Below are 23,837 nucleotides of genomic sequence, written 5' to 3' on the forward strand. Positions count from 1 at the left end.
CATTTGAAGGACATGCCGACAGCGATCATGCTCAGCCTTCCCAACATCCTGACATTGTCGCGTATCCTGGCGGTGCCGATCCTGCTGTTCCTGCTGTGGCCGGGGGTGGTCGAAGGGTCGCACCAGCCGAAGCCGATCGACTATGCGCTCGCCTTTGGCCTGTACTGCCTGATGGGCATTACCGATTATTTTGACGGCTATGTTGCACGCTCACGCGGCATCGTGTCGCGGCTGGGGGCTTTTCTCGACCCGATCGCCGACAAGATCATGATCGCGGCGGTGATCCTGCTGCTGGTTTTCACCCGCGACATTTCGGGCTATCATGTCATCGCCGCGCTGATGATCCTGCTGCGCGAAATCATCGTATCGGGCCTCCGCGAATTCCTCGCGACGCTGCAGGTGTCGATGCCGGTGACGCAGCTCGCCAAATGGAAGACGACGTTCCAGCTGGTCGCGTTCGGGGCGCTGATCCTGGCGGGGGCGCTGCCGCAAATGGCGTGGATCAAGACCGTCGGGCTTGCCTCCTTGTGGGGCGCCGCGGTGCTGACGCTGATCACCGGCTGGGACTATCTGCGCGTCGGCCTGAAGCATATGGATTGAACATCGGATGCCGCTGGAGATCGCCTATTTCGCCTGGGTGCGCGAACGCATGGGAGTGGCCGATGAGACGGTCGACCTCCCCGCTAGCGTAAGCAATGTGAGCAGCCTGGTTGCATGGCTTGCAGCGCGCGATGCGCGCGGGCAAATCGCTTTTGCCGAACCGCAGCTTATCCGCGCCGCAATCGACGGCGTGATGATGGGCCTCGACGCGCCGCTTGCCGGGGCGCGCGAGGTCGCGCTGTTTCCGCCGGTGACGGGCGGATGATCCGCGTGGCGGTCCAGCCGGCGGCGATCGACATCGCCGCCGAACTCGACCTGCACGACGCGGGCGGGCATGGCGCGAGCGCCAGTTTTATCGGGCGGGTGCGCGGTGACGGCGACCTGACCGAGCTGTTCCTCGACCATCATCCCGCGATGACCGGGGCGGGGCTGGCCGATCTGGCGCACGCCGCAGCTGATCGCTGGCACCTTTCGGCGCTGACCTTGATCCACCGCGTCGGCGCGATGGTGCCGGGCGAGACGATCGTGTTCATCCTCGCCAGCAGTCCGCACCGCGCCGAGGCGCTGGCGGCGTGCGAGTTTCTGATCGACCGGCTGAAAACCGACGTCATGCTGTGGAAGCGCGAGAGTTTTGCCGACGGGCGCGTTCAGTGGGTCGAACCGCGCGAAGGCGATAACGCGCGCGCGGATCGCTGGAGTTGACTTCAATTTCCGTTCGCGTCGAGCGAAGTCGAGACACCCATCGGATAGCGCGCGGCCGAGGGGCATCTCGACTGCGCTCGATGCGAACGGGTTTGGTTGGTTTTAATCCGCCTGATGTTTGCGAAAAATGTCCGCGAGCATCCGGAATTCCTCGGCGCGCGGGCTTCCCTTGCGCCACACCAGCGCGATCGTACGCCAGTCATGCTCCGAATCGAGCGGGCGGGTGTCGATGTCGGTGTGGTCGAGGATGCCCGCCTCGATAGCCATTTGCGGCAGCATCGTGATGCCAAGGCCATTGTCGACCATCTGCACCAGCGTGTGGAGCGAGGTTCCCATCATCCGGGCGCCGGCGCGTAGTTCGGGGCGGTTGCACGCGGCGAGGACGTGGTCTTTCAGGCAATGGCCGTCCTCGAGCATCAGCATCTGCGCGGGATCGATCTGGTCGGCGCTGACCATCGCGGGCAGATCCTCCGACTGGTCGCCCGGGAAAGCGACGAACAAAGCGTCGTCGAACAAATTCTCGGCTTCGACGTCGCCGCACGCGTAGGGGAGCGCGAGCAGGACGCAATCGACGGTGCCGTGGTGCAGCGATTCGCACGCCTGCGCGCTCGGTTCTTCGCGCAGGAACAGCTTGAGCGACGGGCGCTCCTTGCGGAGCCGCGGCAGCAGGCCGGGGAGGAGGAAGGGGGCGATCGTCGGAATGACGCTCATCCTGAGTTCGCCGACGAGCGGCGCGGCGGCGGCGGCGGCCATGTCGGCGAGTTCCTCGGCCTCGCGCAGCACGCGGTGCGCCTTTTCGACGATCGCGTTGCCGAGCCCGGTGAAGCGGACGACGCGGCGGGTGCGTTCGACGAGCGTCTGGCCAAGCAGCGTTTCAAGCTCGCGGATGCCCGCCGACAGCGTCGACTGGGTGACGTTGCAGCCGTCGGCGGCGCGGCCGAAATGGCCGTGTTCGTGCAATGCGACGAGATATTGCATCTGTTTCAACGAGGGGAGGTAATTGTGCATTGATCGAATGTAGCAATTATTGAGGGGATTTTGAACAAGTTTGCCGATTAAAATTCGTGGCCATAATGGCGGCGTTTATTGTCGTTTTCCGCGCCGCCGTGATAGCAATCCCCGATCAACCGGCGCGGAGGGGCGTATGGCAGTTTCCCGTTTTCTGATTGGCGGCGTCGCGAGCGCGCTGTTGCTGACCGGCGGGCTCTTCATGTGGAAGGGCTATACGCAGATTGCAGAGGAAGAGGTGCTGCCCGATCCGCCGCCCGCCTTGCCGGCGATTCCGGTCGTGGCAGCGGGGGCACCCAAGCGCGGGCCCGCGCCGCCGGCGCTGCCCGCCGCCAAGGAGGCGTCGCGCGAAGAGCGGCGTTTCAACCGCTTCGACCGCGACCGCAACGACCGGATCAGCCGCGTCGAGCTGATGTCGTCGCGCACCGCGGCGTTCCGCAAGCTCGATAAGGACGGCAATAATCTGCTGACCTTCGAGGAATGGGCCACGGCGACGGGGCAGCGTTTTGCGGGCGCCGATGGCGACAAGTCGGGCGATCTGACGCGCGCGGAGTTTTCGACGACGGCGCCAAAGCAGGCGGCGAAACCGAAGTGTAGTTGCTAGGCAGCGACCCCGTCGGCCTGCTCGATCCACGTCGCGAGTGAAGCACCGGCGCGCGCGGTATAGCCGAGCTTGCGGTCCTTTTTGCGCACATCCTCGGCAAGTGGCGGGAAGAGGCCGAAATTAACGTTCATCGGCTGGTAGCTCGCGGCATCAGCGCCGCCGGTGATGTGGCCAAGCAGCGCACCGAGTGCGGTTTCGGGCGGCGGCGGTGCGAGGTCGCGTCCGGCGAGTTCCGCGGCGGCAAAGCGCGCGGCGATCAGGCCGATGGCCGCGCTTTCGACATAGCCTTCGCAGCCGGTGATCTGCCCCGCGAAGCGGATGTGCGGCGCCGATTTGAGGCGGAGCTGCGCGTCGAGCAATTCGGGCGAGCGGATGAAGCTGTTCCGGTGGAGGCCGCCGAGGCGCGCGAACTCGGCCTTTTCAAGCCCCGGAATCGTCCGGAACAATTCGACCTGCGCGGCGTGCTTCAGCTTGGTCTGGAAACCGACCATGTTCCACAGCGTGCCGAGCGCATTGTCCTGACGCAGCTGGACGACCGCATAGGGCCAGCGCCCGGTGCGCGGATTGTCGAGACCGACGCCTTTCATGGGGCCGAAGCGCAAGGTTTCGGGGCCGCGTTCGGCCATCACTTCGATCGGCATACAGCCTTCGAAATAGGGGGTGTCCTTTTCCCAATCCTTGAACTCGGTCTTGTCGCCATCGACGAGCCCCTGGACGAAGGCGTGATACTGATCCTTGTCCATCGGGCAGTTGATATAGTCCTTGCCGTCGCCGATCGGGCCGACCTTGTCCCAGCGGCTCGCCATCCACGCGACATCCATGTCGATGCTGTCGCGGTAGACGATCGGCGCGATCGCGTCGAAGAAGGCGAGGGCATCCTTGCCCGTCGCGGTGCCGATACTCGAGGCGAGGCCGGCGGCGGTAAGCGGGCCCGTGGCGACGATCGTCAGGCCTTCTGACGGCAGCGTATCGATGCGTTCGCGTACGATGGTGACGTTCGGGTGATTTTCGAGCGCGTGCGTGACACCGCCCGAGAAAAGGTCACGATCGACCGCGAGCGCCGATCCTGCGGGCACCTTGTGGACATCGGCCTCGCGCATGATGATCGAGCCGAGCGTGCGCATTTCGCGGTGGAGCAGGCCGACCGCGTTGCTGTCGCCATCGTCGCTGCGAAAGCTGTTCGAGCAGACCATTTCGGCGAGTGCGTCGCCCTGATGCGCCGGGGTCATGTCGCCGCCGCCACGCATCTCCGATAAACGCACGCGAAAACCCGCCTCGGCGAGCTGCCACGCGGCTTCGGATCCGGCGAGGCCGCCGCCGATGATGTGAATGTCGTAGCTCATTTACGCGCTTTCCAGTTAACCTTGGCCGTTGACTTGCACTTGATCCGCCGCGCACTAGGCCCGTTGAAGACAAGATGCAAAGGGACGGATGATGAGCGGGGAGCAAGGCTGGGATCGCGCGCGCTGGTTGTGGCTGTTGGCACTGGCCGGCGGGATCAGCTTTTTCGCTGCGGTCTATCTGCGGCTCGACGGGCCGGCGATCTGGGCGTGGAAGACGAGCGGCGTCGGCTTGCTGGCGGTTTGGGCGGCGGCGAATGCACGCGACAAGAACGGCTGGCTGATCGCGGCCGTCCTGGGTTTCGGCGCGCTCGGCGATTACCTGCTCGATGCGAAGGGGCTTGAGGTCGGGGCGGTGGCGTTCGTGGTCGGACATATCATCGCGATCACGCTCTATCTGATGAACCGGCGCGCGCAGACGACGCCGTCGCAGCGCCTGCTGGGCTGGTTGACCATGCCCGCCACGCTGGTGATCGTCTGGGCTATGCTGAGCCCCGCGCCGGGCTGGTGGCACGCCGCCGTCTATTCGCTGTTCGTCGCCGCAATGGCGGCGGCCGCATGGACCAGCCGCTTTCCGCGCTATCGCACCGGGATGGGCGCGATGATGTTCCTGGCCAGCGATCTCTTCATCTTTGCGGGCGAGGGCGCGGTGCTGTCCAAGGACGTGACGATGTGGCTCGTCTGGCCGCTCTATTTCGCGGGGCAGGCGTTGATCGCATGGGGCGTGGTGGGCACCCTCGCGAAGGAAGCGCGCGGCTGATCAGGAAGGCGGCGCCGCTTCGCCGACGAGCAGCGCCTCGATGTCCGAAACCGGGCGGTCGGTCATGGCCTTGACATGCTCGCCGACGAGGCGCGCGCTCACCTCCTTGTGCCAGAGCGGGCGCAGTTCGCCCATCGTGCGCGCGGGCGCGATCACGACCAGCGCGTCGAACTTGCCCGCGAGCGCCATCGCGTTGATCTTTTCGGCGAGGTCGCGTGCGAAGCGATCTTCCTCCTGCTGGTGGAAATCGGGTTCGCCCATCGTGCCGCCGCTAAGGCCGGTCCCGGCGGGGGCGGGCGATTGGCCCGAGGCATCGGTCTTGATGTCGCTATCCTTGCGATCGTCGCGTTCCTGATGTGACGTGGTGCGCAGATCGATCTGCCGCGCGTCGCCTTGATTGCGCAGAAACAGGGCTTTTCGGCCATCGGCGACAAGAACGAGGGTGTTGGGGGCGAGAGTCATGATGTTGCTCCTTCTGCGGCAAGCAACGCATGGGCTATCGCCGAAGTTTCTCTATCCGTCCCACGCGGCTATCGTCGTACGGTGCAGCAGGCGGTCGTAGCCGTCGTAGCCCCCGGTCGCGCGGTGGAGGACCGAGCGATTGTCCCACATGATCAGCATGTCGGGTTCCCATATGTGGCTGTACCGAAATTCCTCGCGCCCCTGCCACTGGATCATTTCGTACAGGAGCGGCAGACCTTCGCTATCGTCGAGGCCGTCGAAGCCGATGATATAGCCCGCGCAGCCGAACAGGCCGGGGCGACCCGTTTCCGGATGTGCGCGGACGAACGGGTGAAGCTGCGTATCGAGCGCCTCTTCACCCGAGCGTATGTCCATGCTCCGATCCTTGTCGTTCGCTCCGTACATACCCGAGGGGGCGTAGCCGGCGCGGGCGCTGTGGATCGCCTGCAGCCCCTCGATTCGCGCGCGAAGGTCGGCGGGCATCGCGTCGAGCGCGGCGTGCTGGTTCGAAAATTCGGTGTTGCCGCCGACGGGCGGGATGGTGATGCCGAACAGGCAGGTGCCCGCGGGCGGCCGCGCCTGAAAGCTCCAGTCGCTGTGCCAGTTCTCGGCGAAGAGCGGTGCGGTCTCGTCGGCCTTTCGTTTCACCGCGATGATATGCTCGTGGCCCGGGATCGGGCGGATGAACGGATCGTCGCCGAAGCCGCCGAAATAGCCGGTGAAACGCTCAAGATCGTCCTCGCTCATCTTCTGATCGGGAAAGGCCAGGACATGATGGTCGAGCCACGCCGAACGGATTTCGGCAATGGTTTCGGGCGTGAGCGGCTGCGTCAGGTCGACGCCGGTCACGCGCGCGCCGCACGCCTGACCGCTGGGAGTGATGATGAGCGTCATCGTCAGATGCTGCGCCGATCGGGGCGCGGGGTCAATCGGGCGCGGCGATCCAGCGGTCGATCTGCGCTTCGAGCACCGGCAGCGGCACCGAGCCCCGGCCGAGGATGATCTCGTGAAACATGCGCTGGTCGTATCGTGGGCCCAGTGCCGTCCGCGCCCGGTCGCGCAGCGCGAGGATGTGCTGCATGCCGACCTTGTACGAGGTCGCCTGACCCGGGGTGACGAAATAGCGGCGAATTTCGGAGCGGATCTTGGCGATCGGCTGCGGCGAATTGGCGGTGTAAAAGGCCAGCGCCTCCGCCTCGCTCCATCCCTTGGCGTGGATTCCCGTGTCGACCACCAGGCGTATGGCGCGCCAGATCTCGCGACCCAGCCGTCCGAAATCGCTGTAGGGATCGGTGTAGAAACCCATCTCCTTCGCAAGCCGTTCGACATAGAGCGCCCAGCCCTCGCCATAGGCGCCGTAGAAATAATTCTTCCGGAACTCGGGCGTACCGGTCATTTCCTGCGCGAGCGCGATCTGCATATGATGGCCGGGGTGGCCTTCGTGGTAGACGGTGCCTTCGATTTCATAGGTCGGCGTCGCGCGCGTGTCCGCGAGATGGACATAGAAGATGCCCGGCCGTGACCCGTCGAGCGCCGCGGGCGAATAATGCGCCGCGCCGCCCGGTTCCTCGCGAAACGCCTCGACGCGCTTGACGATCAGGTCGGCCTTGGGCAGCCGCCCGAATTGTTCGGGCAGCCGCGCGCGCATGCCGGCGAGATAATCCTCCGACTTCTTGAGATAGATCGCGCGGCCCGCGTCGTCATTCGCGACATAGAAGCGGTCGTCGCTGCGCAGGAAGACAAAGAAATCCTCGAGCTTTCCTTCAAATCCGATCTTCGCCTTCAGCGCCTCCATCTCGGCGCGGATGCGCGCGACTTCGGACAGGCCGAGCGCGTGGATTTCGTCGGCGGTCATGTCGGTCGTCGTTTGAAGGCGCAGCATCGCGTTATAATAAGCCACGCCATCAGGGAGCGACCCCGCGCCCCGCGGCTCGGCCGACGCCTTGGACCGGTCGGCGGTGAGCCATGCGCGCAGCCGGTCGTAAGCGGGCTTCATCGACCCGGTCATCGCCGCGGCCGCCTGCGCGATGTAGCGATCGGCCGCGGCGGTGTCGATCTTTCCGGCGGTCACGAGGCCGGTCGCCTTCGTCTTGGCATCGGCGAACAGCGCATTGTCCGCACCAGCGCCGAACGGCGCCCCGGCGATAAGACGCCCGACGAGTTCGATCGACTGGTCATAGGCGAAGCCGGGCATGCGCACGCCCTTCGCCGCCGACGCCTTGGCGCGTTCGAGATAGGCGTCGAGCGTCGGGCCGAGCGCGGTGACCCGCGCGATATAGGCCTCCATATCGGCCGTCGTGTCGACGCGGTGCTGGTTGATCAGGAAATTGGGCAGACCGGTATGCGGCCCGTTGCGGTCGAAGATGTAATTATGCCCGCGCCATTTCGTCGACGCCTCGGCGCGCTCGAGCTCGAGCACCCACATGTCGTAGGAGACCCGCGCGTCCTCGCCGAGTTTCGCGCGATCGAATTGCCGCTTCATCGCGGCAACATTATCCCGGCGCCACTTGAGCCGCGCCGTCGCCGCCGCATCGCTGGGGTCCGTGAGCCGGTCCTGCTGTTCCTTGCGGCCGAGCTGGGTCAGCTGTTCGGGATCGAGCGCCAGCTCGGCCTCGAAGGCCGCGTCGAGAAAGGCGGTGAGCGCCGCGTCGCCCGTGCCGCTCTGGATCGCCGCGCGTGCCGCCGGTGCCGCAACCAGGCTGGCCCCCAACGCCCATGAGAATTCCCGTCGTGATAGCCGCACCGGACCCCTTTCTCTGTTATTTTCAGAATCATCGGTAACGCGATTGGCGTCGCACGGCCAAGGCTAAATTGGCCAGTCGCGGGCAGGCCGCTCATGGTGCGGCCGCGCAGCGCGGACGATCGATGTAGACGCCGCCACTTTTTTTCATCATCTTGATCCGGCGCCGCGATCTTGCCCCATGCCGGCGAATATGGACATGCGCTATGTCCAAGCTGGAGAACCGCAGATGAAAACCGTGATGAAGATTGCGATGTCGTTTGGCCTTGGCCTGTCGCTCGCGGCTATTCCGGCGCAGGGCATTGCTGCCCTCAAGCAGGGCGCGAAGGCGCCCGACTTCACCCTGAACGCTGCGCAGGGTGGCAAACCCTTCGTCCTGTCATTGAAGCAGACGCTGAAGAAGGGACCCGTCGTGCTCTATTTCTTCCCTGCTGCCTTTACGCCGGGGTGTACGATGGAAGCGCACCTGTTTGCCGAATCGAGCGACGACTTCAACCGGCTGGGCGCCCGCGTCGTTGGCGTCACCGCCGGTAACATCGAGCGCGTCGCGGAATTTTCCAAATCCGAATGCCGCGACAAATTCGCCGTCGCCGCCGATCCGGGGGCGAAGATCGCCGCGAAATATGATTCAACGATGCAGCGCCCCGACGGTACGACGCTCTCCAACCGGACATCCTATGTCATAGCGCCGAACGGAACGATCCTGCTGAGCTACACCGACAGCAAGCCGCAGGCGCATGTCGAAAAGACGATGGCGGCGGTTCGTGCGTGGAAGGCCCGGCAGCGCTGATTTGGGTTCGGGCGTCGATAGCGGTCAACCGCTACTTCGGCGTGCCGCTGTAACCCGCGGCTTTCCGCAGTTCGTTTGCGTCCATCACATATCCGTCGCTCACGACCGTCACCACGCGGCGGAGCGCGCCGAGGTCGGTCGAGGGGTCGCCGTCGACTAAAACCAGATCGGCTTCCTTGCCCACCGCGATCGAGCCGGTGCGCTTGTCGGCGCCCACGACGCGCGCGGGGACGATGGTGGCGCTCTGGATGGCTTCGGCGGGGCTGAAGCCGGCCTGCTGGTAGATTTCGAGTTCGCGGATCAGCTCGATCCCCCAGCCGTCGGTGCCGGCGACGATGGGCACGCCCGCCTTGTGCAGCTTTCCGACCAACTGGACCATTTTCGCATAGCTCTTGCGGTAATCGTCGCGCGTCAGCCCTTCGACCAGCGGATAACCGCCGGCGGTGAACACCGAGCGTTCGAGGACGGGGGAGATGATGCCCATATAGGGGGCGTAGGCGGGTTGGGGTTTCCCGCCGTCCTGCGTCAGCATGCCTTCGAAGATAACGATCGTCGGATCGACGAGCGTTTTCTTGGCGGCAAGGTCGGCGATGAAACGCGACATCACGGGTCCGTCGAGATCGACATCCTTGAAATAGCGTGCGGGTCCTTCCACGCGTTGCCGCGTGTTCGCCTTGTCGATCACTTCGCGCGGCATCGATTCCATCACCACGAAATTGAGATGGGTGAGTTCGTCATAGCCCGCGGCGACGGCTTCGCTGGGCTTCATCGTCGCGGGGACATGGCCGTGGACGTGGAGGCCGAGCTTGTGTGCCTCGGCGGCGGCGGGCGCGATCCACGCCGGATTCATCGAGGTGTAGAATTTGACGCCCCACAGGCCCGCGGCCTTGACGCGCCGCACCGCAGCGATGGCCTCCTCGGCGCTGCTGACCACCTCGGCGCCCTGCGCGGCCAGCGGATCCTTCTTGTCGATGATGACCGAGATGAAGGGCTCGCCCATCAGCAGGCTGCCGTCGGCGCGGCGCCTGGTCGCCTCGACCGCACGGTCGAAGGTCGTCCCGGGGCTGCGGAAGCTGGTGATCCCGTTGGCCATGTTCGAGAGTACGTCCCAATCGTCGCCGATGTGAAGATGGCTGTCCCAGATGCCCGGCACCAGCGTCTTGCCGCGCCCGTCGATGATCTGTGCCCCCGCCGGTGCCTTCAGCGATCCCGCCGCGCCGATGGCGGCAATCTTGCCGCCCTGCGCGAGCACCGCGCGAGCGGGAAGAAACACGCCCTTGTCGGCGTCGAACAACTGGACATTGTCGAAGAGCACGGGGGCTTTTGCGGCGGGGGAAAGGAAGCGCTTGGCGATGCCGGCGACGGCTTCGGCGGTCGCCGCTTCCTGTGCGTTGCGCAGCTGTTTCAGCGCCCCCTCATATCCCGCCGGGATCACCGATATGTAGCTGATGTCGGCGAAATAACGCTTGTTCTCGTCGAGCCAGACGGGAAGCGGCGAGGGCAGGATACCGCTGACGAAGGCGAGCTGGACCTTCTTGGGACCGCCGGGCCCCTGGATCACCTGTGTCGGGCCGAAAGTCATCCGACCCTTGCCGCCCGGCAGGAAATTCAGCCCGGCGTCGCCCGCCGCGGCGAGCGCGTCCATCAACGGGGCATTCGCGATGCCGACCCCGCCGGCTGGGATGTACCAGCCACCGGCAGTTGCTTCGCCCGAGTCATTCGCCGTTTTCCAGGTTGCGCGGCCATTCGCGATGCGAAACTCCTCGGCGGCGTCGCCCGACGTCGTGACGCCGCGGACGGTGAGTGCCTCGATCGCCCCGCCGGGGCCGAAGGTCGTCACCTGATCCATCTCGGTGATCCAGCCGCGCAGTTCCTGCGACCAGCGATAGGCGGTGCGGCCGTCGGGCATCTGCCAGCGCCACTGGCTGCCATGCTGGCCGGCTTCGGACACGACCACATATTGCACCGCGTCGGCGGGCGGCTTCAGCAGCTGTTCCTTGGGGACGGGCTTCGATTGCGCCACCGGTGCTGCCGTTTCATGCGCATAAACCGGACCGGATGCGGCCGAGGCCAGCAGGGCGGCAATCAAGACGAGGCGCATCTTCTATCTCCCCCATGCACGGACGGTGCAAAGCCCGACAATGGTAGGAGTATTTCCGTGCGCGAAGCAAGATGCGACCAACGCCGACGAGCGTTCGATTAAAAAGGCCTCGCTCGCGTGTTAGCAGTCGTCCCTCTTCGCGGGGGCGGCGATTATTGGTCGCGTTTCTGCAACCCCACGACCGCGTGGATCGGCAGCTCCGCGTAAATGTGCGGGAACAGTTCGCCGCCACGCGCCGGCTCCCAGCGGATCGCGTCGCCGAGGCAGGTCAGGTCCACCTCGGCGATCATCAGGCAGCTTTGCCCGGCGAAATATTTGGCGATCGTCGTTTCAAGCTGCTCCGCGGTCGACAGGTGGATATAGCCATCGGCGATATCCACCGGAGCGCCGCGAAACACGCGTTCGCGCTCGAAATCGGCCCATTGCTGCTGGGTCAGCACCTTGAAGGCCGTCGCAGCGGTCATTCGGGCGCCGTCTCGGTCGGGGTCTCGGCCTCGGGCGTTGCTTCGCCTTCGGTGCCTTCGACCTCTTCCTCGTCGCTTTCCTCGATGAGCGCCGCCGAGACGACATGCTCGTCCTTGGCGACGTCGAACAGGCGTACGCCCGCCGACCCGCGGCCGATGACGCGCATCGAATCGAGGCCCATACGGATCAGCTTCGCCTGATCGGTCACCAGCATCAGCTGATGCACCTTGGTTGCGGGGAAGCTGGCGACGACCAGGCCGTTGCGCGCGATATTATCGATATTGGTGATGCCCTGACCGCCGCGGCCCGTGCGCCGATATTCATAGGCGGACGAGAGCTTGCCATAGCCGTTGGCACAGATGGTCAGGATGAACTGTTCGCGCGCGGCCAGCTCGGCCATGCGCTCGCCATCGAGCGTCGGTTCATTTTCATTATCTTTCCACGGTGCGGCGCGCAGATAGGCTTCGCGCTCGTCGCCGGTGGTGCCGACGCGGTGCAGGATCGAGAGCGAGATCACCTCGTCGCCCTCGGCGAGGCGCATGCCGCGCACACCGGTCGAATTGCGGCTCTGGAATTCGCGCACGTCGTCGCCGGCGAAGCGGATCGCCTTGCCCTGGCGCGTCGCGAGCAGCACATCGTCGCTTTCGTCGAGCAGGGCGACGCCGATCAGGCGATCATCCTCATCCTCGCCCTCGAACTTCATCGCGATCTTGCCGTTCGAGGGCACATTGGTGAACGCGTCCATGCTGTTACGACGCACGCTGCCCTTCGCGGTTGCGAACATGACGTGCAGCTTGCCCCATTCGGCCTCGTCCTCGGGAAGCGGCAGCACGGTCGAGATCGTCTCGCCCTGTGCAAGCGGCAGCAGGTTGATCATCGGGCGGCCGCGCGTCGCGGGCCCGCCTTCGGGCAGGCGCCATACCTTCATGCGGTACACCTTGCCCGCGGTCGAGAAGAAGAGCACCGGCGTGTGCGTCGAGGTGACGAACAATTCGGTGACGACATCCTCATCCTTCGTCGCCATGCCGGCGCGGCCCTTGCCGCCGCGGCGCTGGGCGCGGAAGGTGTCGAGCGGGGTGCGCTTGATATAGCCGTCGAGGGTGACGGTGACGACCATCTCCTCGCGCTCGATCAGATCCTCGTCGTCGATGCCGTCGGCGGCGGGGGCGAGCAGCGTGCGGCGCGGCGTCGCGAATTCTTCACGCACCGCAACAAGCTCTTCGCGCATCACGCCATAGAGTTTGACGCGGTCGGCGAGGATCGAAAGCAGTTCCTCAATCTCGGTCGCCAACTCACCGAGTTCCTTGCCAATTTCATCGCGGCCGAGCGCGGTCAGGCGGTGGAGGCGCAGGTCGAGGATCGCCTTCACCTGTACTTCGGAAAGGCGATAAGTGGCGCTTTCCTCCATCTCGCCCTCGATCGCTTCGACCAGGCGGATGTATGGCGCGATTTCACCGATCGGCCATTCGCGCAAGAGCAGCGCTTCGCGGGCGGCGGCGGGCGAGTTCGAGCCGCGGATAATGCGGACGACTTCGTCGAGATTGCTGACCGCGACGACGAGGCCGAGCAAGATATGCGCGCGGTCGCGCGCCTTCGCGAGTTCGAACTTGCAGCGGCGGGTGATCACTTCCTCGCGGAAGGTGATGAAGGCCGACAATATGTCCTTCAGCCCCATCATTTCGGGGCGGCCGCCGCGGATCGCGAGCATGTTCGCGGGGAAGCTCGACTGCGCCGGGGTGTGGCGCCAGAGCTGATTGAGCACGACCTCGGCGGTCGCGTCGCGCTTCAGCTCGATGACGACGCGCACGCCCTCGCGGTTCGATTCGTCACGAATGTCGGCGACACCCTCGATGCGCTTGTCGCGCGCCGCTTCGGCGATCTTCTCGACGAGGCCCGACTTGCCGACCTGGAAAGGAATCGACGTCAGAACAATCGATTGGCGGTCGTTCCGGCCTTCCTCGATGATGTGCGTCGCGCGCATCATGATTGAACCACGGCCCGTGGCATAGGCGTTGCGCGCGCCGCCCTGGCCGAGCATCATCGCGCCGGTCGGGAAATCGGGACCGGGGACGATCGCCATCAACCCCTCGAGCGTGACGGGTTCGCCACCTTCGAGTTGTCGGTCGATCATCGCGAGCGTCGCGTCGATGATTTCACCGAGGTTGTGCGGCGGGATATTGGTCGCCATGCCGACCGCGATGCCGCCGGCGCCGTTAACGAGCAGGTTCGGGAAGCGCGCCGGAAGCACGGTGGGCTCTTCGCGGCTCGCGTCATAGTTGGGCTGGAAGTCGACCGTATCCTTGTCGAGATCGTTCAGCAGCACCATCGCGGTCTTGGCGAGGCGCGCTTCGGTGTAACGCATCGATGCTGGCGGATCGGGGTCCATCGAGCCGAAATTGCCCTGACCGTCGATCAGCGGCACGCGCAGCGACCAGTCCTGCGTCATGCGCGCGAGCGCGTCGTAGATCGCGCTGTCGCCGTGCGGGTGATAGTTACCCATCACGTCGCCGACGATCTTCGCCGATTTCTTGTACGGGCGGCCCGGGATGAAGCCGCCTTCCTGCGCCGCGTAAAGGATGCGGCGATGCACCGGCTTCAGCCCGTCGCGCACGTCGGGGAGCGCGCGGCTGACGATCACGCTCATCGCGTAATCGAGGTATGACGTCTTCATTTCGTCGACGATGTTGATCGGCGAAACGCCATCCTCGGACGGCGGCGTAGGCGTATTTTCTTCGGTCAAGACCCGGCCTTTTTTCTGCTTTTCGGGAGATGATTTTTTCCTAGCCGATGGTGGGTGGAAAGGCCAGCGATTCGGTCATTTTTTCGCTATTTTTTTGCGCGCAGAAATGGCGCGTAACGTGCGAAAAAATGGGGTGAAGGCGTGACGTCATCGGGCTCCATCGCGGGGCTTGCCAATCGCTTCGTCGTCCCTAAAGCTGCGCGCCGATGACCGCTGCAGAGAAACCCCGGCGCCGATGGCCCTGATTGCGCTGGTCGGCGCTTCCGAAACGCTGGCCGACGGGTCGCTCCGCGCGCTCGTCACCGTGGCGGGCGAGACGCTGATCGAGCGGCAGGCGGCGCGCCTTTCCGACGTCGGCGTGACGCATATCGCGGTAGCGGTCGGCGCGGTCCCGGCCGAATTGCTGACGACGTGCGACCGTATCCGCCGCCGCGGACTGAAGGTGACCGCGGTCCGGGCCGCCGCAGACCTGATGGGGCTGGTCGAGCCCGACGACCGTATCATCCTGGTCGCCGACGGCCTGCGTGCGGGCGGGACGCATTATGCGGCGATCGCCCGGCCCGGGTCGCCGGCGATCCTCGTCACCGGCGATACCCCGCTGACGCAGGGGTTCGAGCGCATCGACGCGACCCGCCGCTGGGGCGGACTTGCGTGCATTTCGGAGCCGATGGTCGCCGAACTCGCCGCGATGCCCGGCGAATGGGACATGATGCTGACGCTGCTGCGCCTCGCGGTGCAATCGGGCGCGCGGCGGCTCTATTGCGAGCCCGCGCTGTTCGAACAGGGCGAGATCGCGATCGTCGCCGATCGCCCCACCGCGGCGCTGATCGAGCAGTCGAGCCTGCAACAGGTCGAATATGGCGGCATGGGGCTCGGCCGTTCGGCGATCATGATGCCGCTGATCCGGCTTGTCGGACCCTTGCTGGTCAAATCGCCCGCCACCGCACGCTATCTGCCCTATGTCACCGCGTTGCTGTGGGTGATCGTTGGGTTGCTGGCGGCGACCGGGCTTGCCGCCGCAGGCGCTTTGGTGGCGATCTTCGGCGGGCTTGGCCTGGCCGCGATGCGCTTCCTGTCGGCCTTTCGCGCCGAAAGCGCGGCGCAGGACCGGACCCGCGAGGTGATCCGCACCTTTGCCTGGGTGCTGCTCGCCATTTTCCCGTGGCTCCTGTCGCTCGCCGGTCCGGAGCACAAAATGCCGCTGTTTTCGGAGGCCGCGATGGCGCCGTGCCTCGCCGCGACGATCCTGCTCGCGCGCTGGCTTTACGAGGATTCGGGCGAGCGCCGGCGATTCCATTGGCTGCTTCCCGACGCCGATCAGGCGTGGATCATGCTCGCCCCCGCGCTGTTGTTCGGCTTCGCACCGCTGATGTTTGCGATCCTGCCTCTGCTCGCGCTGTTCCAGATCCTGCTCTGGCTGCGCCTCGCGCGGCGCCCGGAAACACGTTAAAACATATGCGTTTGAAGGTTTAACGCCTATTAACGCTATGCTGTTATTGGCGGATACGCATGAGTGAATCCGTCTCCTCTCCCGGCACCGAGACGCCGTCGCCGACGCTGTCTGCGCGCCTGCGCGAACTGGCGGGCTATCTGGCCGCGCCGGCTGCCGGGCGGCTCACCGAGGAGCAGCGCGCGCTGTCCTTGGGCGTCGCGCGCCGACTGGTCGTCGATGTCGCGGCAAGGCTCGATCCCCGTATCGATCCGGGCCTCCTGTGGAACGAGTGGCTGCGCGGCGGATTGCCATGCGCCGCGCGGCTGGCGGGCGTTTGTTTCGCGCGCGCCGAGGAGCATCGCTGGCGCGAGCAATCGGGGCAACGAACCAGCCCGCCGCCGGTTCTGTCCGAACCCGAAACAGCCCACGCCGATGCGCCAGCGGAGAGCGTGCCGCTGTCCGATATCGACCGCGCTTATCTCGCGCTGCAGATCGCCGACCGCCGCCGCTTCGACGCGCTGGGCAATCCCGCGCTTGCGATCGCCGATCTCGACGGCGAAACTTTCCGCGCGCTGTTGCTCGATATCGCCGCGTGGCGGCTGGCCGAGGTGAGCGGCGACAAGCGACGGGCCGCCGATCTGGGCGATGCGGTCCGCATCGCGATCGAACGGCAGGCCGACGAAACCGGTATGGCGGACGCCGGACATGCCTATTACGAGGTTTTGGGTGCTGCATTGCCCGCCGCGGCGGCCGCGGCGATCGCACGCCACAATTGGCCGACGCTGATCGCTCTCGCCGCGTCGGCGCACCGCCGCGCCTATGACGACATGGCGATCACGCTCCTGACAGCCGAAACCGCCGCGCTGCCTTCGCTGCTCGCTCCGCTGCGTCTCGATCACGCGGTGCTGGCGCCACTCGAGGCGTCGCTGGTTATGCTGCCCGCGCGGGCGGTGAGCGATGTGAACGACGGTGAGTGAGCGCATCATCCGGGGCCGGGTCGACCGGTCGGGGGCGCTGGTCAGCGCCGATACGCCGTTGTTGCGTCTGCAGCAGCGTGCGGGCGCGGGGCTCGATAAGCCGCTCGCGCTGCCGCATCTCGCGCGGCTCGTCGCGCTGGCACAGCGGCTTCAGCGCGACATCAGCCGGCCCCTATACGCCGCCGACGACCATAGCGACATCCACGCGCTCGTCCGCATCACGCCCGATGCCGACGGCGCGAGTCTCGAGATCAGCGACTGGCGTACACGCCCGGTGATGCAGCCGCAGGTGCCTGTGATTGCCGACAGCGCCGCCGTACCGCAAAGCTGGACGTGGGAATGCGACCAACAGCTGCGCCTGGTAGCGCTGCACGCCGCGCCCGATGCGCCCGCCATTCCGGGCGGTTGGGAAGGCCGCTCGCTGTCGGAATTGTTCGAGCTCCAGCCCGACGAAGACGGGCGTTTTCCTGTGTTGCGCGCGCTCGCGCGCCAGTCGCGCTTTGAAAGCCAGCGCGTGCAGGCGGCGGGGATCGCGATGACTTTGTCGGGCGAAGCCTTGTTCGACGCCACGGGGCGTTTCACGGGTTTTCGTGGGCTTGCGGTCGTCGCCGAAGATCAGGTGCCCGCCGAACCGAAGGGGGGCGGGGCGCTCGTCGATCCGGCGTTCGGATCGCTCCCGCTGTCCGATCCGCAGTTCGGCCGCCGCATCGATGGCGCGCTGCGCGGCCCGCTGAGCCGCATCATCGCGACGGCGGAGACGATTTCGGGACAGTTCGACGGCCCGATCCGCGCCGATTATGCGCGCTATGCCGGCGATATTGCGCATGCGGGGCGCCATCTGCTGGGCCTCGTCGACGATCTGGCCGATCTTCAGAATATCGAGCGGCCCGGGTTCAAGGCCGCGCGCGACGAAATCGACCTGGGGGATCTCGCGCGCCGCGCGGTCGGCCTGCTCGGCATGAAGGCCGAGGAAAAGGGCATCCGCATCGATGCGCCGCGCACCGACGACCGGGCGCCGGCCACCGGCGAGTTTCGCCGCGTTTTGCAGGTGCTGCTCAACCTGCTCGGCAATGCCATCCGCTATTCACCCGACAACTCGCAAATCTGGATCCGCGTCGACCGCGAAGGCGACCGCGCGATGGTTACCGTCGCCGACCAGGGGCAGGGGATCGACGCCGAGCAGCAGGCCGTGGTGTTCGAGAAGTTCGAGCGGCTCGGCCGCACCGACAGCGGCGGTTCGGGCCTCGGCCTCTATATCGCCCGCCGCCTGGCGCGCGCGATGGACGGCGAACTGACCGTCGATAGTGCGCCGGGCCAGGGCGCGCGCTTTACGCTGAGCCTGCCGGCGCGCGACGCCTGAATCGAAACGGCGGCACAGTCGCCTGCGCCGCCGCTCGAAATTTCCGATCTTTGAGCGCTTAACGCTTGTCCACCGGGACGAACGGACGATGCGCCGCGCCAGTGTAGAGCTGACGCGGGCGGCCGATCTTCTGCGCGGGGTCTGAAATCATTTCGTTCCACTGCGCGACCCAGCCGACGGTGCGGGCGAGCGCGAAGAGCGCGGTGAACATCGTCGTCGGGAAACCGATCGCCGACAGGATCACGCCCGAATAGAAGTCGACGTTCGGGAAAAGCTTCTTCTCGATGAAATAGGGATCGTTGAGCGCCATTTCCTCAAGCTGCAACGCGACTTCGAAGACGGGGTCGTTGACCTTCAGTGCTTCGAACACTTCGCGCACCGTCTTCTGCATCACGGTCGCGCGCGGATCGTAGTTTTTATAGACGCGGTGACCGAAGCCCATCAGGCGGAACGGATCGTCCTTGTCCTTCGCGCGCGCGATATATTCGGGAATGCGTTCCGGGCGGCCGATTTCGCGCAGCATGTTGAGCGCGGCTTCGTTTGCACCGCCATGCGCGGGGCCCCACAGGCAGGCGATGCCCGCCGCGATGCACGCGAAGGGATTGGCGCCCGACGAGCCGGCGAGGCGGACGGTCGAGGTCGACGCATTCTGTTCGTGATCGGCGTGGAGGATGAAGATGCGGTCGAGCGCGCGTTCGACGACCGGGTTCACCTCATAGGGCTCCGCGGGCACGCCGAAGGTCATGCGCAGGAAATTGCCGGTATAGCTCAGCGAATTGTCGGGATAGACGAAGGGCTGGCCGACCGAATATTTGTAAGCCATCGCGGCGATCGTCGGCATTTTTGCGATCAGGCGGTGGCTGGCGATCATCCGCTGGTGCGGATCGTGGATCTCGGTCGAGTCGTGATAAAAAGCGCTGAGCGCGCCGACGACGCCGCACATGACGGCCATCGGGTGCGCGTCGCGGCGAAAACCGCGATAGAAGGTCGCGAGCTGTTCGTGCAGCATCGTGTGGCGCGTGATCGTCGTGTCGAAATCGGCCAGTTCCTGCGCATTCGGCAGTTCGCCGTTGAGCAGCAGATAGCAGGTTTCCATGAAGCTCGAATGTTCGGCGAGATCGCCGATCGCATAACCGCGGTGGAGCAGCACGCCCTCGTCGCCATCGATATAGGTGATCTGCGATTCGCAGCTCGCGGTCGAGGTGAAGCCGGGATCGTAAGTGAAGGCGCCGGTCTGGGCGTAGAATTTGCGGATATCGACGACGTCGGGGCCGACGGTGCCCGACAGGACAGGGCTGTCGACGGTCGTGTCGCCCAGCGTGATTTTCGCGGTGTCGGTCATATTTTGTTCCCTGTACTGACAGCGGGGAGAGAGAGTGGCTACGCCCCTGCCGGATAATGTTGCGCTGCGTCAAGTCGGGCCAGACTGACATCTCGTCCGAGCAACAGCAGCACGTCGAAAATTCCTGGGGAAATGGTTCGGCCGGTTAGTGCAGCGCGTAGGGGTTGCGCGAGTTTTCCGAGCCCCAGTTCGGCGGCTTCGGCTTCGGCGCGCACGGCCGCATCCAGCTCTTCTATCGTCCAGTCGTTCAGCCCGCGCAGCCGCTCTGTCACCGCGGCAAGCAGGCCTTCGGGCGAGGCCCTTAGCACCTCGGCCGCCTTTTCGTCCACCGGCAACGGGTCGGGTTGGAACAGGAAAATTGCGCCATCGGCGATTTCGTCGAGCGTCTTGGCGCGGGGTTTCAGCGACTCCATTGCGCGCGTCAGCAGTTCGCGATCGGCGCCGTCCAGCGCGCGGCCGACCAGCTTTTCGACCCGCGGCGCCACCAGATCGGCGAGCCGGGCATCGCCGGCCTCGCGGAGATAATGGCCGTTCAGATTCTCGAGCTTTTTGAAATCGAAACGCGACGGCGAGCGGCCGACGTGCGCGAGGTCGAACCATTCGGTCGCCTGTTCGCGGCTGATGATTTCATTGTCGCCATGTCCCCAGCCGAGGCGGAGGAGGTAATTGTTCACCGCTTCGGGCAGATAGCCCATTTCATCGCGATACGCGTCGACCCCGAGCGCCCCATGGCGTTTCGACAGCTTCGCGCCGTCGGCGCCGTGAATAAGCGGAACATGCGCATAGACCGGCTCGCGCCAGTTCATCGAGCGGATCAGTGCGAGCTGGCGGAAGGCGTTGTTGAGGTGGTCGTCGCCCCGGATAACGTGCGTCACGCCCATATCATTATCGTCGACGACGACGCTGAGCATATAGGTCGGGGTTCCATCGCTGCGCAGCAGGACAAAATCGTCGAGTTCGGCGTTCTGGACGGTGACATCGCCCTGAACCTTGTCGGCGATGGTTGCCGCGCCATCCTGCGGCGCACGCAGGCGGATGACATGCGGCACCGACGGATCGCCGTCGTTCCGATCACGCCACGGGCTGCGGACGCGGAAGGGCAGGCGCTTTTCCTGCGCCTCGGCGCGCATCGCGGCGAGTTCGTCCTGCGTCAGGTAGCAGCGATAGGCTTCGCCTTTCGCGAGCAGTTCCGCCGCAACCTCGGCATGGCGCGGCGCGCGCGCGAACTGGAACACCGTCTCGCCATCCCAGTCGAGGTCGAGCCACTGCATCCCGTCGATGATCGCGTCGATCGCCGCGTCGGTCGAACGCGCACGATCGGTATCCTCGACGCGAAGCAGGAATTTCCCGCCATGATGCCGCGCGAACAGCCAGTTGAACAAGGCGGTGCGCGCGCCGCCGATGTGCAGGAAACCGGTCGGCGAGGGCGCAAAACGCGTCACCACGTCGGCGCCGCTTGCCTCGGGATTCGCTTCTGCCACTTTGGTTTGGTTTTCGGTTGCCACTATGGCCTCTTTCACTCAATTTGCCGCTCTTCTGGGCGGGGATCGGGGGAGCCCCTAGCATGGCGACAAGGCAGCTTCAAACGCCCATTGCCGCGCGCTGGACAAGTATCCGGCGCGGTGCGGGTAACGCGCTCGAAACGCGGCTGGAGGCGGAGCGCGAACGGATCGGGCTCTGGCTGCCGGTCGCGCTCGGCGCCGGTATTGCTGCCTGGTTTGCGCTACCCGCCAAGGCGCACTGGATCGGGTTGTTGCTCTTGCTCGCGGGCGGCTTGTGCGGGGGGCTGCTGATCGGCTGGCAAGGCCGCCTCGGACGGGTTGTTGTCGTGGGTTGCAGCGTGATGGCGGCGGGCGTGCTGCTCATCTGGACACGCGCCGTCTGGGTCGCGGCGCCGGTTCTGGCGGGACCGGTGGTGACCGAATTTTCCGCGATCGTCGAGCGCGCCGAGCCGCTGCCCGCCAAGGGCCAAATTCGCATTCTCGCTCTGCCGCAGAACCGTTCCGACCTGCCGCCGCGCGTGCGATTGACCCTGCGCAGCGAGCAGGCGGCAACCCTTACCGACGGCGAAACGATTGGGGTCAGGGCGCGTCTGATGCCGCCACCGACCGCGAGCCTGCCGGGCGGATATGATTTTGCGCAGCGAGCTTGGTTCGACCGGATCGGGGCCGTCGGGACAGTGCTGGGCGAAGTTTCGCGCGTACCGGCGAAAGGCGCCGTAACCCCGCCGCTGCGAGCGCGGCTTAGCGCGCATATCCACGACCAGATCGACGGATCTCCAGGAGGCATTGCTGCGGCGCTGGTGACAGGCGATCGCGGCGCTATCAGCGAAGCGGACGAGGAGGCCATGCGCCGCAGCGGACTGGCGCATCTCCTGTCGATCAGCGGGTTGCATGTGACCGCCGTGGTCGGTTTTGCGATGTTGCTCACGATGCGGCTCCTCGCGCTCAGCCGGAGGCTCGCACTGGCGGGCTATGTCCTGCCCCTCGCCGCGGCCGCCGGGGCGCTCGCCGGCGGCGACTATACGTTGCTTGCCGGGGCCGAGGTACCGACCCTGCGCTCGTTCATCGCCGCGCTGCTCGTGCTCATCGCTTTTCTTATGGGCCGTGAGGCGCTGACGCTGCGGCTGGTGGCCGCGGGCGCGTTGATCGTATTGATCTGGCGCCCCGAGTCGCTCGCCGGGCCAAGCTTCCAGCTGAGCTTTGCAGCGGTCACCGCGATCATTGCGCTGCATGAAAGTCGGCCGATGCACGCCTTCCTCGCCCGGCGGGATGAGGCAATGGTGATCCGCTTGGGACGCGGCGTGGCGGGATTGCTCCTTACCGGCCTTGTCGTCGAAGTCGCGCTCGCGCCGATCGCGCTGTTCCATTTCCACAAGGCGGGGCTGTACGGCGCGCTCGCCAATGTGGTCGCGATACCGCTGACAACCTTTGTCATCATGCCCGCCGAGGCGCTCGCCTTGCTGTTCGACAGCGTGGGGCTCGGCGCGCCCTTCTGGTGGATTACCGAACAGGCTCTGCTCGCACTGATCGGGTTGGCGCACGGTGTCGCCGATGCGCCGGGTGCGGTCGCCATGATGCCGAGCTTTCCGCGCTGGGGTTTTGCCTTGGCGGTATTCGGAGGGCTTTGGTTGCTGCTTTGGAAGACAGGGTGGCGCCGCATCGGCGCGGTGCCGCTGGCGATCGGCATGGCGGCGCTGCTTGTCCAGCCGCGCCCCGACCTGCTTGTCACCGGCGACGGCCGCCATATCGCCGCCGCGATGCCCGGTGGCAGCTATGCGCTGCTCCGCGACAAGGCGGGCGACTATGTGCGCGACAGCATGGCCGAAGCCGCCGGGGTCGATGCTCCGCTCGCCGCCCTCACCGAACTCGATCATGTCGAGTGCAATCGCGATTTCTGCCGCTGGAACCAGGGCGAGGGCGCTGCGCGGCGCATCATCCTCGCCTCGCGTGGCCGCGATCGGATCGAGGGTGCGGAAATGGCGGCGGCCTGCGCAGCCGCCGACGTCGTGATCAGCGACCGCTGGTTACCGCACGAGTGCGCGGGGCGCTGGATGACGATCGATCGCGACAGCCTCGCGACAAGCGGCGGGCTGGCGCTCTATCTGGGCGAAAAACCCGAAGCCGTCGCCACGCTCAAAGCGGGCGACGGGCATCCTTGGCGCTTGCCGCAGCAGCTTAGTGGTAACGACGAAGCAATCCCGACAGGCGCCCTTGCACGATGACGCGGTCGGCGGGGTAGCGCTGCGGTTCATAGGCAGCGTTCGCCGGGTCGAGGCGGATCATCTGCCCTTCGCGGCGGAAATATTTGAGCGTTGCGTCCTGCCCGTCGACCAGCGCGACGACGATATCGCCCTCGCGCGCGGTGCTGGCTTTCTGGATCAGCGCATAATCGCCGTCGAAAATGCCCGCCTCGACCATCGAGTCGCCCGACACTTCGAGCGCATAATGTTCGCCCGAACCGAGCAACGCGGCGGGAACAGCGAGATTGTTGTGATCCTCGAACGCCTCGATCGGGACGCCTGCTGCGATCTTGCCGTGCAGCGGAACCTCGATGATGTCGTTGGCCGCGATCGGCTTGAGTGCCGGGGGCGCCTTGCGGAGCGGGACGACATTTTCACGTACCGGCGTCGTGGCTTTCGCGGCCTCGGGCACCTTGAGCACCTCGAGCGCGCGTGCGCGGTTGGGCAGGCGGCGGAGAAAGCCCCTTTCTTCCAAGGCGCTTATCAGGCGATGTATGCCCGATTTCGACTTCAGGCCCAGCGCCTCCTTCATCTCCTCGAACGAGGGCGAGATGCCGCTCGTGTCGAGACGTTCCTGGATGAAGTGGAGCAGCTCATGCTGCTTTGCGGTCAACATCGGTCGTTCTCCATGATGCCAGTTCCGGACATATTGAGAACGATAGTGGAACAAAG

The 23,837-nt window shown here is 65.6% G+C and carries 21 protein-coding genes; 10 read left to right on the top strand and 11 right to left on the bottom strand.

Annotated elements, in window-relative coordinates; all coding sequences use genetic code 11:
• Positions 1 to 27: 27 nt before the first annotated feature.
• From pgsA to ATE70_RS13860, 3 genes are read left to right on the top strand one after another with little or no spacing between them, the layout of a single operon-like run.
• Positions 28 to 600 carry a CDP-diacylglycerol--glycerol-3-phosphate 3-phosphatidyltransferase gene (gene pgsA, locus ATE70_RS13850; RefSeq protein WP_037515508.1) on the top strand — a complete coding sequence of 191 codons (573 nt, stop codon included), beginning with the start codon at positions 28 to 30 and terminating at the stop codon, positions 598 to 600.
• 7 nt (positions 601 to 607) lie between these two features.
• Complete coding sequence (moaD, locus tag ATE70_RS13855) at positions 608 to 865, top strand: molybdopterin converting factor subunit 1 (RefSeq protein ID WP_156419623.1); 258 nt, start codon at positions 608 to 610, stop codon at positions 863 to 865.
• Entirely contained in the window at positions 862 to 1,302 is a 441-nt protein-coding gene (locus tag ATE70_RS13860; RefSeq protein WP_058538473.1) for a molybdenum cofactor biosynthesis protein MoaE, read from the top strand. Before moaD ends, ATE70_RS13860 begins: the two co-directional genes overlap by 4 nt.
• 102 nt (positions 1,303 to 1,404) lie before the next feature.
• Here ATE70_RS13860 and ATE70_RS13865 read toward each other — a convergent pair whose 3' ends face one another.
• Entirely contained in the window at positions 1,405 to 2,310 is a 906-nt protein-coding gene (locus tag ATE70_RS13865; protein WP_058538474.1) for a hydrogen peroxide-inducible genes activator, read from the bottom strand.
• 136 nt (positions 2,311 to 2,446) lie between these two features.
• Between ATE70_RS13865 and ATE70_RS13870 the strand changes: the two genes are divergently transcribed.
• Entirely contained in the window at positions 2,447 to 2,914 is a 468-nt protein-coding gene (locus ATE70_RS13870) for a hypothetical protein (RefSeq protein WP_058538475.1), read from the top strand.
• On the opposite strand, the gene trmFO is transcribed toward ATE70_RS13870, so the two are convergent.
• Positions 2,911 to 4,257, bottom strand: a complete 1,347-nt coding sequence (trmFO, locus tag ATE70_RS13875) for a methylenetetrahydrofolate--tRNA-(uracil(54)-C(5))-methyltransferase (FADH(2)-oxidizing) TrmFO (protein ID WP_058538476.1) — start codon at positions 4,255 to 4,257, stop codon at positions 2,911 to 2,913. The two genes, ATE70_RS13870 and trmFO, sit on opposite strands and share 4 nt — an antisense overlap.
• A 91-nt stretch (positions 4,258 to 4,348) precedes the next feature.
• Between trmFO and ATE70_RS13880 the strand changes: the two genes are divergently transcribed.
• Positions 4,349 to 5,014 carry a lysoplasmalogenase gene (locus ATE70_RS13880; RefSeq protein WP_058538617.1) on the top strand — a complete coding sequence of 222 codons (666 nt, stop codon included), beginning with the start codon at positions 4,349 to 4,351 and terminating at the stop codon, positions 5,012 to 5,014.
• Here the strand turns inward: ATE70_RS13880 and ATE70_RS13885 are convergent, their stop codons facing one another.
• Genes ATE70_RS13885 through ATE70_RS13895 form a run of 3 tightly spaced genes read right to left on the bottom strand, consistent with a single transcriptional unit; the run spans position 5,015 to position 8,186 of the window.
• Positions 5,015 to 5,476 (bottom strand): host attachment family protein, encoded by a 462-nt coding sequence (locus tag ATE70_RS13885; RefSeq protein ID WP_058538477.1) that lies wholly within the window; start codon positions 5,474 to 5,476, stop codon positions 5,015 to 5,017.
• 51 nt (positions 5,477 to 5,527) lie between these two features.
• Positions 5,528 to 6,370, bottom strand: a complete 843-nt coding sequence (locus ATE70_RS13890; RefSeq protein WP_058538478.1) for a TauD/TfdA dioxygenase family protein — start codon at positions 6,368 to 6,370, stop codon at positions 5,528 to 5,530.
• A 31-nt stretch (positions 6,371 to 6,401) separates the two neighbouring features.
• Positions 6,402 to 8,186 carry a DUF885 domain-containing protein gene (locus tag ATE70_RS13895; RefSeq protein ID WP_197411459.1) on the bottom strand — a complete coding sequence of 595 codons (1,785 nt, stop codon included), beginning with the start codon at positions 8,184 to 8,186 and terminating at the stop codon, positions 6,402 to 6,404.
• Between the two features lie 259 nt (positions 8,187 to 8,445).
• Between ATE70_RS13895 and ATE70_RS13900 the strand changes: the two genes are divergently transcribed.
• Positions 8,446 to 9,006, top strand: a complete 561-nt coding sequence (locus tag ATE70_RS13900) for a peroxiredoxin (protein ID WP_058538618.1) — start codon at positions 8,446 to 8,448, stop codon at positions 9,004 to 9,006.
• 31 nt (positions 9,007 to 9,037) lie between these two features.
• On the opposite strand, the gene ATE70_RS13905 is transcribed toward ATE70_RS13900, so the two are convergent.
• The 3 genes from ATE70_RS13905 to gyrA all read right to left on the bottom strand — a co-directional run bounded on the left by ATE70_RS13905 (position 9,038) and on the right by gyrA (position 14,243).
• Positions 9,038 to 11,107 carry an amidohydrolase family protein gene (locus tag ATE70_RS13905; protein WP_058538480.1) on the bottom strand — a complete coding sequence of 690 codons (2,070 nt, stop codon included), beginning with the start codon at positions 11,105 to 11,107 and terminating at the stop codon, positions 9,038 to 9,040.
• 152 nt (positions 11,108 to 11,259) lie between these two features.
• Positions 11,260 to 11,571, bottom strand: coding sequence for a DUF952 domain-containing protein (locus ATE70_RS13910; RefSeq protein WP_058538481.1), 312 nt, complete (start codon positions 11,569 to 11,571; stop codon positions 11,260 to 11,262).
• Complete coding sequence (gyrA, locus tag ATE70_RS13915; RefSeq protein ID WP_231732702.1) at positions 11,568 to 14,243, bottom strand: DNA gyrase subunit A; 2,676 nt, start codon at positions 14,241 to 14,243, stop codon at positions 11,568 to 11,570. The genes ATE70_RS13910 and gyrA overlap by 4 nt, the downstream gene beginning before the upstream one ends.
• Before the next feature lie 304 nt (positions 14,244 to 14,547).
• Between gyrA and ATE70_RS13920 the strand changes: the two genes are divergently transcribed.
• From ATE70_RS13920 to ATE70_RS13930, 3 genes are read left to right on the top strand one after another with little or no spacing between them, the layout of a single operon-like run.
• Positions 14,548 to 15,762 carry a hypothetical protein gene (locus ATE70_RS13920; RefSeq protein ID WP_058538483.1) on the top strand — a complete coding sequence of 405 codons (1,215 nt, stop codon included), beginning with the start codon at positions 14,548 to 14,550 and terminating at the stop codon, positions 15,760 to 15,762.
• Positions 15,763 to 15,821: 59 nt separating this feature from the next.
• Positions 15,822 to 16,721, top strand: a complete 900-nt coding sequence (locus tag ATE70_RS13925) for a hypothetical protein (protein ID WP_058538484.1) — start codon at positions 15,822 to 15,824, stop codon at positions 16,719 to 16,721.
• The gene (locus tag ATE70_RS13930; protein WP_058538485.1) at positions 16,714 to 18,081 is read left to right on the top strand and encodes a sensor histidine kinase; all 1,368 of its coding nucleotides are present in this window, start codon (positions 16,714 to 16,716) and stop codon (positions 18,079 to 18,081) included. Before ATE70_RS13925 ends, ATE70_RS13930 begins: the two co-directional genes overlap by 8 nt.
• Positions 18,082 to 18,139: 58 nt before the next feature.
• Here the strand turns inward: ATE70_RS13930 and ATE70_RS13935 are convergent, their stop codons facing one another.
• The gene (locus ATE70_RS13935; RefSeq protein ID WP_058538486.1) at positions 18,140 to 19,423 is read right to left on the bottom strand and encodes a citrate synthase; all 1,284 of its coding nucleotides are present in this window, start codon (positions 19,421 to 19,423) and stop codon (positions 18,140 to 18,142) included.
• Between the two features lie 38 nt (positions 19,424 to 19,461).
• Complete coding sequence (gene gltX / locus ATE70_RS13940; RefSeq protein WP_058538487.1) at positions 19,462 to 20,928, bottom strand: glutamate--tRNA ligase; 1,467 nt, start codon at positions 20,926 to 20,928, stop codon at positions 19,462 to 19,464.
• 59 nt (positions 20,929 to 20,987) lie between these two features.
• Between gltX and ATE70_RS13945 the strand changes: the two genes are divergently transcribed.
• Positions 20,988 to 23,147 (top strand): ComEC/Rec2 family competence protein, encoded by a 2,160-nt coding sequence (locus ATE70_RS13945; protein WP_058538488.1) that lies wholly within the window; start codon positions 20,988 to 20,990, stop codon positions 23,145 to 23,147.
• Here the strand turns inward: ATE70_RS13945 and lexA are convergent.
• The gene (lexA, locus tag ATE70_RS13950) at positions 23,101 to 23,781 is read right to left on the bottom strand and encodes a transcriptional repressor LexA (protein ID WP_058538489.1); all 681 of its coding nucleotides are present in this window, start codon (positions 23,779 to 23,781) and stop codon (positions 23,101 to 23,103) included. The genes ATE70_RS13945 and lexA overlap by 47 nt on opposite strands.
• Positions 23,782 to 23,837 lie beyond the last annotated feature (56 nt).

The sequence above is a fragment of the Sphingopyxis sp. H053 genome, assembly GCF_001468225.1.
Classification (GTDB): domain Bacteria; phylum Pseudomonadota; class Alphaproteobacteria; order Sphingomonadales; family Sphingomonadaceae; genus Sphingopyxis.

Bases quoted from the DNA above. Each gene is read 5' to 3' on its own strand.
- ATE70_RS13925 (WP_058538484.1), top strand. From the start codon at position 15,822: ATGAGTGAATCCGTCTCCTCTCCCGGCACCGAGACGCCGTCGCCGACG.
- ATE70_RS13900 (WP_058538618.1), top strand. From the start codon at position 8,446: ATGAAAACCGTGATGAAGATTGCGATGTCGTTTGGCCTTGGCCTGTCG.
- gyrA (WP_231732702.1), bottom strand. From the start codon at position 14,243: ATGAAGACGTCATACCTCGATTACGCGATGAGCGTGATCGTCAGCCGC.
- ATE70_RS13890 (WP_058538478.1), bottom strand. From the start codon at position 6,370: ATGACGCTCATCATCACTCCCAGCGGTCAGGCGTGCGGCGCGCGCGTG.
- ATE70_RS13935 (WP_058538486.1), bottom strand. From the start codon at position 19,423: ATGACCGACACCGCGAAAATCACGCTGGGCGACACGACCGTCGACAGC.
- ATE70_RS13885 (WP_058538477.1), bottom strand. From the start codon at position 5,476: ATGACTCTCGCCCCCAACACCCTCGTTCTTGTCGCCGATGGCCGAAAA.
- ATE70_RS13865 (WP_058538474.1), bottom strand. From the start codon at position 2,310: ATGCACAATTACCTCCCCTCGTTGAAACAGATGCAATATCTCGTCGCA.
- lexA (WP_058538489.1), bottom strand. From the start codon at position 23,781: ATGTTGACCGCAAAGCAGCATGAGCTGCTCCACTTCATCCAGGAACGT.
- ATE70_RS13880 (WP_058538617.1), top strand. From the start codon at position 4,349: ATGAGCGGGGAGCAAGGCTGGGATCGCGCGCGCTGGTTGTGGCTGTTG.
- ATE70_RS13920 (WP_058538483.1), top strand. From the start codon at position 14,548: ATGGCCCTGATTGCGCTGGTCGGCGCTTCCGAAACGCTGGCCGACGGG.
- trmFO (WP_058538476.1), bottom strand. From the start codon at position 4,257: ATGAGCTACGACATTCACATCATCGGCGGCGGCCTCGCCGGATCCGAA.
- moaD (WP_156419623.1), top strand. From the start codon at position 608: ATGCCGCTGGAGATCGCCTATTTCGCCTGGGTGCGCGAACGCATGGGA.
- ATE70_RS13945 (WP_058538488.1), top strand. From the start codon at position 20,988: ATGGCGACAAGGCAGCTTCAAACGCCCATTGCCGCGCGCTGGACAAGT.
- ATE70_RS13905 (WP_058538480.1), bottom strand. From the start codon at position 11,107: ATGCGCCTCGTCTTGATTGCCGCCCTGCTGGCCTCGGCCGCATCCGGT.
- ATE70_RS13870 (WP_058538475.1), top strand. From the start codon at position 2,447: ATGGCAGTTTCCCGTTTTCTGATTGGCGGCGTCGCGAGCGCGCTGTTG.
- ATE70_RS13860 (WP_058538473.1), top strand. From the start codon at position 862: ATGATCCGCGTGGCGGTCCAGCCGGCGGCGATCGACATCGCCGCCGAA.
- pgsA (WP_037515508.1), top strand. From the start codon at position 28: ATGCTCAGCCTTCCCAACATCCTGACATTGTCGCGTATCCTGGCGGTG.
- ATE70_RS13910 (WP_058538481.1), bottom strand. From the start codon at position 11,571: ATGACCGCTGCGACGGCCTTCAAGGTGCTGACCCAGCAGCAATGGGCC.